2 protein-coding genes and 1 pseudogene are annotated in these 7,595 nt (G+C 60.5%); all 3 read left to right on the top strand.

The features are described 5' to 3' along the window. Positions 1 to 26 precede the first annotated feature (26 nt). A pseudogene (locus EN939_RS13665) lies at positions 27 to 4,190 on the top strand (DUF3320 domain-containing protein); the annotation flags it as partial. Between the two features lie 71 nt (positions 4,191 to 4,261). Then, positions 4,262 to 5,521: a metallophosphoesterase family protein gene (locus EN939_RS13660; RefSeq protein ID WP_063169423.1), complete on the top strand. Its 1,260-nt coding sequence runs from the start codon at positions 4,262 to 4,264 to the stop codon at positions 5,519 to 5,521. After that, the coding region (locus tag EN939_RS13655) for an AAA family ATPase (protein WP_164750980.1) at positions 5,518 to 7,595 on the top strand (2,078 nt) is incomplete at its 3' end. The genes EN939_RS13660 and EN939_RS13655, both read left to right, overlap by 4 nt.

The following is a 7,595-nucleotide window of genomic DNA, read 5'->3' as shown; positions in this document are numbered from 1 at the left end:
GACTAAGGCAGGTCGGTCAGAAACCAGTGGACATCGAACTTACGGATGCCACAAGCTGGACAACTGACGGCGTTTCGCAACGTCGCAAATTGCTCGATGAGGTCTCTCAGCGGATCAACGAGATCGGCTTGCCGATCCACCACCCGTGGCGGGGAGTTGGCCTGGATGTCGTTCTTCCAACGACCATTGAGAGGCTCGTCCCACGCATCGCGGCGTTGCTGGACCAAGCCAAGGCACTGCACGCCAAACTGGTCGGTATCGCTGAGCGGATCAAGGCCGAGCCTCCGAAAATTCTCAGCGACAGCGGCGAGATAGAAGATCGCGCTGAGCTTCTCGCGTCCGCGCCTGGACTTCCTGCCGAGGCGCTCGTCTCGCCGGTATGGGATGAGCGTCCGAAAGACATTTCATCGCTTCTCTGGTCAGGAACGGATTTCGCCCGCAAGTCCGAGGAACTTTCGGAGCAGTTGGCGGCAACGGCTATCGACACGCCAATTGAAGGTCTCGAGACAGAGCTTGCAAAGCTTCCCTCGGAATTTCCGAAAGATGGTTTCCATCGTGCGCGACAGCTCACCATTCTGCTCCCACGCTTGAGGGAAGAAGCTGAGCGCCTGAATCAGGAACTCGGATCGGCGATATTGCCAGACACGTTGGCAGGCTTGCTCAGGCTGGCCGTGACCGGCGAGCGAGTAGCGGCAGCACCTGACGCAAGTCCGGAGGCCTTCGCAGCCACCGTTTGGGACTCCGGACTTGAGCAGGCAGGCGACCTTGCCGACAGCGTAGCGACGCTTGAGGCTGCCAGAGCCGACCTTCAGGGCAAGGTTGTTGACGCGGCGTGGAGCACCGAGGTGGCCGCGGCGCGGCAGGCGCTCGCCACACACACGGGAATATTGAAAGCATTGAACGGCGACTACCGTCGCGCCACAGCACTTGCGCGGACTATTGTGGTCGACCCTAGCGCGCCTGCGACGCAGATAGTTGGTCTCCTCGACCTTTTGATGAAGGGTCAGGCTGCCGCAGCAAGAGTCCGCGAAGGCGACGCTTTTGGCCGTTCCGCCTTCGGGGCAGATTGGCGTGGGGAGCGATCGGCTTCCGCGCCACTGCTCGCGCTAGTGGAGTGGATGCGGACTCTACGAGGGCTAGGCCCCGAACCTCGGATTATCGCCGGCCGGATGGCGGAACGCTCCGAGGCCGGTGCGCGTGCAGCGCGCGTTCGCAAGGTTATCGAAATCGGTCGGCCAATTATCGAAGGTTTCTGGAACGATCTCGGGCACCTCGCGTCATCCATGCTAGGCGACGTGGCTTCCGCCGAGCGGGCCTCGCTGCAACTGATGGAAGCGAAGGCGAGCACTGTAGCTCAAGCCGATGATGCGTCACGACAGGTTCTGACTGACGTTCCGGATCTAATCACTGAGCGGGTGGAGCTACTGCGCCGACTAGGCAGACTACAAGCACTTGCTCAAGGGATCGATGCGGGAGAGAGCCTTGGCAAGTTCGTATTCGGCTCGTCGTGGCACGGTCGAGGATCCGATTGGGCCGCTCTCACGCAAGCCGAGCTTTGGCTGAAAGAAAATGGCTCGATCCGACATCTGGCTGCGCGGTTGCCTGAAAGAATCGAGATCGCAAACTCGGCACGTTCAGCACGTGAAGCGGCCCAAGCGGCAGCGCGGGAATTGAAGGCGCTTACAGGGGATTTGAAAGCCGATGCTCCCTCCTTGTTTGGAGTAGTCGATTTTCCGGACGTCGCGATAGGCGAGGTCGTTTCTCGGCTGCAGGGTTGGCTCGATCATCAGGAGCAGCTCTCGAAATGGGTTGCCTATGAAGAGCGATCCGAAACGGCCCGAAAGGCTGGACTGGGACAGTTGATAGACGGCCTAGCCAACGGCCAGATTACAACAGGATCGGCTCGATCAGTTTTTGATATGGCCTACTACGAACGAATGTTTCTGGCGATGGCGACCGATGAGCCGGAGCTGGCAAGGTTCGACGGGGAACTGCATTCCAGGGCTGTACGTGACTTCGCAGATCTGGACCGCCAGCGCATCAAGGCCGGCGCCATCGAAGTTGTAACGGCTCATCACCGGAAAATTCCTTCAAGAGACGGCGGAGCTGGACCTGTCGGACTGCTTCGTTCTGAGATGGCGCGCAGACGAGGCCACATGCCCATCCGGCAATTGATGCAGAAGGCAGGCCCTGCCATCCAGGCGCTGAAGCCAGTGTTCATGATGAGCCCGCTTTCGGTGGCGCAATTCCTGTCGCCCGGCCGGATGTCCTTCGATCTGCTCGTGATGGACGAGGCGTCTCAGATCCAGCCCGTGGACGCACTTGGCTCGGTCGCCAGGGCCAGTCAGGTGGTCGTCGTTGGCGACGAACGCCAACTGCCACCCACGACATTCTTCGCGAAGATGACAGGCTCGCAGTCTGAAGATGACGAGGGTGAGGGCGCGCAGGTCGCCGACATTGAAAGCATCCTCGGCCTGTTCACGGCCCGCGGCTTGCCGCAGCGTATGCTGCGCTGGCACTACCGTAGCCGTCACCAATCTCTAATCGCAGTATCGAACAGCCAGTTCTACGAGAACCGGCTTTTCATCGTGCCAAGCCCTTATACCCAAGAGGCAGGTATGGGGTTGCGGTTTCATCATGTGCCGGAGGGGGTCTTCGATTCCGGCGGCACAGGAACCAATCCGGTAGAGGCGAGAGCAGTAGCGGAGGCGATCATCCGTCATGCGAAGGTGAACCCGCAAGAGACTCTAGGCGTTGCAACATTTTCGGTTAGCCAACGCCGCGCGATCCAGGATGAACTCGAAGCGCTGCGGCGACTAAATCCCGACACCGAGGAATTCTTTCACGCTCATCCAAGCGAGCCATTCTTCGTCAAGAACCTCGAAAATGTTCAAGGCGATGAGCGCGACGTGATCATGATCTCGGTGGGGTATGCCAAGAATGCCCAGGGATACATGGCCATGCGTTTCGGCCCTCTTGGCGCGGAAGGCGGCGAGCGTCGGCTCAACGTCCTCATAAGCCGCGCCAAGCGCAGCTGCGAAGTATTCGCGTCCATCACAGACGAGGACATCGACCTGGAGCGTGGCAAAGGGAAAGGCATCTTCGCCTTCAAGCTCTTCTTGCACTACGCGAGAACAGGGCGAATTTCGCTTGCCCAAGTCACGGTTCGCGAAATGGATTCAATCTTTGTAGAACAGGTAGCCAACGCGCTGATCGAAATGGGTTATCAGGTTCATGCTCAAGTGGGCATTGCCGGCTTCTTCATCGACCTCGCAGTTGCGGATCCAGAGAGGCCAGGCCGCTATATTCTTGGCATCGAATGCGATGGCGCAGAATATCACTCATCTCGCTCGGCCAGAGATCGAGACCGGCTTCGGCAGTCGGTTCTGGAAGACCATGGTTGGATCATCCATCGCATCTGGAGCGCTGACTGGTTCCAACGGCCTCGTGAGCAGCTGGAGCGAACCATACTAGCGATTGAGGCCGCCAGAAAAGAACTCGATGAGCGGGCCGAATTGGGGGTCCAGAGAAATCGAGCTGTAGCCGTGCAGGTTGTTACGGTCGACCGAGGCAACGTGACGGAAATCGGTCTCGAAAGCACAAACGGATCCGAGACACCCAATCGAGCCTACGAAGAGGCCGAACTAAAGCGACCGGGATCGTTCGAACTCCACGAGACGCCCAGCGGAATCATGGCCGGACTGGTCGAGCAGGTCGTGGCTACAGAAACGCCAATCCATGTCGACGAAATAGTTTCGCGTATTCGGGACGCCTGGGGTCTGCAGCGGGCCGGTGGCAGGATTCAGGATGCAATCGAGCGGGGGGTAAGCATAGCACAGAGAGGTGGTTCAGTAGCCCGTCGAGGCAACTTCTGCTTCAAGCCAGGTGTTCCTGTTCGTCTCAGGGATCGCAGTGGGGTCGTGTCCGCTGGATTGCGCAAGCCCGAAATGATTGCGCAGGACGAGGTCGCCCAAGGCGCTATGGAAGTCGTGAAATCCAACCTCGGTGCGACAGAGGAAGAAATCGCCACAGGCGTTGCCAGGATGCTGGGCTTCAAAGCCACAAGCGCACAATTAAGGCAGCTGATTTCAGCTGGGGTCGCCGATTTGGTTGCCAAAGGAGTGTTACGGTCCCAAGACGGCTTGTTGGTGGCCGGCGAATCCGCGAGCGAGAAATTAGCTGAAGTGTAACGGGGCGCTGCAGCGCCCTCGTTGCAATTTCTGTCGAAGCTCGGAACACCTCTTTTGCTGGCGGAGGCCGAATGGCATTTCGATTCGTACACACGGCCGATATTCATCTCGACTCGCCGCTTCGTTCGCTGGCGATGCGAAATCCCGATCTTGCCGGGCTGGTGGGCGACGCCAGCCGCCAGGCATTCGTTTCGATAGTGGATCTCTGCCTTGAGGAACGTGTGGCCGCGTTGGTCATTGCTGGCGACCTATACGATGGCGACCAGACTTCAATGAAGACAGCGCGGTTCTTGGGCGCGCAGATGACACGCCTGCACCAGGCCGGCATCATGGTTTTCAAGATCCGCGGTAATCATGACGCCCTGTCGCGGATTTCCAAACAGCTGGTATTTCCCGACACCGTTACCATCTTTGGTGGTCGTGCTCAGTCGGTATTGCAGACAGCCGGCGGTCTGGACGTCGTATTCCATGGTTTGAGCTTTGCGAACCCTAAGGCGCCGGACAGCCTGTTAACCAAATATCCGGCGGCTCGTGAAGGGGCCGTCAACATAGGCATCATGCATACCAGTCTGGCTGGATCGCCAGGTCACGACGTTTACGCGCCCTGCAGCATCGCTGACTTGCACGCCCACGGTTTCGACTATTGGGCCCTCGGCCACATCCATGCTCGCCAAGTCCATCCTGGCGCCAGTGCCGTGGTGATGCCGGGAATACCGCAGGGGAGGGATATCAACGAGGCCGGTGAGAAATCAGTCACCCTGGTGACGGTGCGCCACGACCGTTCGGTGGAGATCGAGGAACGGCTGACCAGCGTTGCGCAGTTCGAACGGGTGAGCGTCGACCTTACCGGAGCGGTGGAGTGGCCCGAGGCCGTCGCGCGTGTTCGCTTCGCACTCGAAGAGATGCGGGCAACCGTCCGATCGCGTCATGCTGTGGCTCGCATTGGCCTGACAGGAACGTCACCACTGATGTGGGCGCTGATCCGCGACAGGGACCTCCTTCTTGCCGAAGCCGAACAGGCTGCGGAACAGCTAGGCCATACGTGGGTGGAGAAGCTCGAGCTTGACCTCGCGCCGCCTCGGACGGAGACCGCCGAGGATATTGCTGATCCGATTTTCGAACTCGAGCAATCAATGCGTGCCGATGCCACCTCGGAGGCCTTCCGCGCTGAGGCGAGGGCGTTCGTCCAAAAGATGGTCGCCGACCTTCCGGCCGACGGGCGGGATTTTGCTGGGACGGACGAAGCCGGGCTGGAACAGTTCCTCGATCAGGTGCTTTCCAAGGGCGCGGACTTGGTGACTGCCCGCCTTAAGGCCGGTGGATCGTCATGAGGTTGCGGCGCCTTGACCTCATTCGTTATGGAAAGTTCACCGATCGTTCGATCGACTTCGGACCCAAACCGGAATCCGGACCTGATCTGCATATCGTGTTTGGCCTGAATGAGGCCGGCAAATCGACTGCGCTTTCGGCCTATCTAGACTTGCTGTTCGGCATCGAGGAACGGAGCCGCTACAACTTCCTGCACGAGTACAGTGCCATGCGCATCGGCGGGGTGCTGGAACTGGCCGGCTCCGAACACACGTTCACGCGTACGAAACAGCGCAGTAATTCGCTATTGAATGCGACGGGCCAACCGGTAAGCGAGGTGGCGATCACGGCGCATCTCGCCGGTCTGTCGCGCGACGCCTACACGACGATGTTCTCACTCGATGACGAGACGTTGGAAGCCGGCGGAAAATCTATCCTGGAGTCGCGGGGCGACCTCGGCAAGCTTCTGTTCACGGCCAGCGCCGGTCTTGGGAACGCAAGTGATACGTTGAACGCCCTCGAGGCCGAAGCAGACGCTCTGTATCGGAAGCAGGCGCATGGAACCGAACTGGCGCTGTTGAAGAAGCGCCTTGTTGACGTAAAGTCGCGCAGGGATGCGATCGACACCCTTGCATCAACCTACGAGGGCCTGGAGGCCGAACGTCTCGATGCAGCGCAGCAGTACGGCCGAACCATCAGCGATCGGGCGGTGCTGGTGGCCAGGCTGGATACCTTTGCTCGTTACGTGCGTGCTGCGCCGATGCTGGCGGATATCCGGCGCAAGATTGCCCGGCTGGATCAGCTGCCGGACATCGCCTCCCCAGCCCGGACATCGACGGGAAGTGTCACCGAACTGATCGATGACGATGCCAGCCTCAGAACGCGGCTGTCCGCAAACATCGACGAGACCGAGCGCCTGGCGGAAAAAGTCACTGCGGTCGACGAGGACGAACCGATCCTGTCGATTTCCGAACGCATTCGCGGGCTGGCGGAGAGCAAGGTGCGCCATACCGCGGCTGGCTTTGACTTGCCCACTCGCAGGATGGAGCTGCAAATCCTCAACAACAGCGTGGCGAGCTGCCTTGCCGCCTTGGGCCGATCTTCCGAGGCGGATCCTGGCGCGCTGCTTCTGCCTGCCGTCACCGTTGGCGTCGTTCGCGCCATGGTCGAGCAGAGGTCCGGGATTGCTACCGGGATGCGTGCCGCTCGCGACGAAGCCGCGGCGGCACTCGATGCGCTGCAGGTGGCAAGGCAGCGGGTCGGCGAGGAAAGGGCGGTGCCCGAACCTGCCAGGGCAAGGCTGGGCTCGGCTTTGTCGAAAGCGCGAGCAAGCGGACACCAGGCAGAGATTAGGACGGCTCGCGAGGCGGAAGATGCGGGAACAATCCGATGGAAGGCGGCGCTCGCGCGCTTGCGTCCATGGAACGGAGATGCCCTCGCTCTCGCCAACGTCGCGGTTCCGAGCGCCGGGCAGATTGCCGCCTGGAAGACGGTAGCGTCAGAACTGGCAAGGAACACCGCCGTACTTGCCGAACGCCTTGCTGAATACGAGGGCAACCATGCCATGCTCGCCGCACGATTGGATGCCCTTCGTGCCTCGGGCGACATTGTCGACGATGAAGCGGCTACCGCCATCCGCCGAGTTCGCGATGATGCGTGGGCAACGCACCGCGCAGCGCTGACCGGTGACACCGCTGACGACTTCGCCGTGGCATTGGCGCGCGATGACATTGCCAGCGCAGGCCGGCTGGCCGGCGCGGCGGATCTGGCTGAGATCCGGGCAACTACGCGCGAGCTGGCCGAGGCCGCGGCCAACCTGTCACGCAACGGCATCCAACGCACACAGCTCGGCAAGGATGTGGATACCCAATTGTTGGAAATCCGCGCGGCCGCCAGGGACCTGCTCGGAGACGCCGTGGAACCTTCGTCTGAGCGCCTGATCGAAAGGATCGAGGATCAGATCGAGGCGCGCAGCGATGCGCTCGCTGCCTGGGAGCAGATCGAACTTGCTCGCTTGAAGGCCGAGCGAGCCGCTGACGCCGGCGAGCAGATACGCTTGGAAATGAGAGCAGTGCTGGGAAGCGTCGGCATTGTATC

It is taken from the genome of Mesorhizobium sp. M7A.F.Ca.CA.002.05.1.1 (genome assembly GCF_003998335.1).
Classification (GTDB): Bacteria; Pseudomonadota; Alphaproteobacteria; order Rhizobiales; family Rhizobiaceae; genus Mesorhizobium.
The sequence above is the reverse complement of the archived record's forward strand: the minus strand, read 5'-3'. Positions and strand labels throughout refer to the sequence as shown.

Excerpts from the sequence above, each read along its gene's own strand:
- EN939_RS13660 (WP_063169423.1), top strand. The coding sequence starts at position 4,262 with ATGGCATTTCGATTCGTACACACGGCCGATATTCATCTCGACTCGCCG.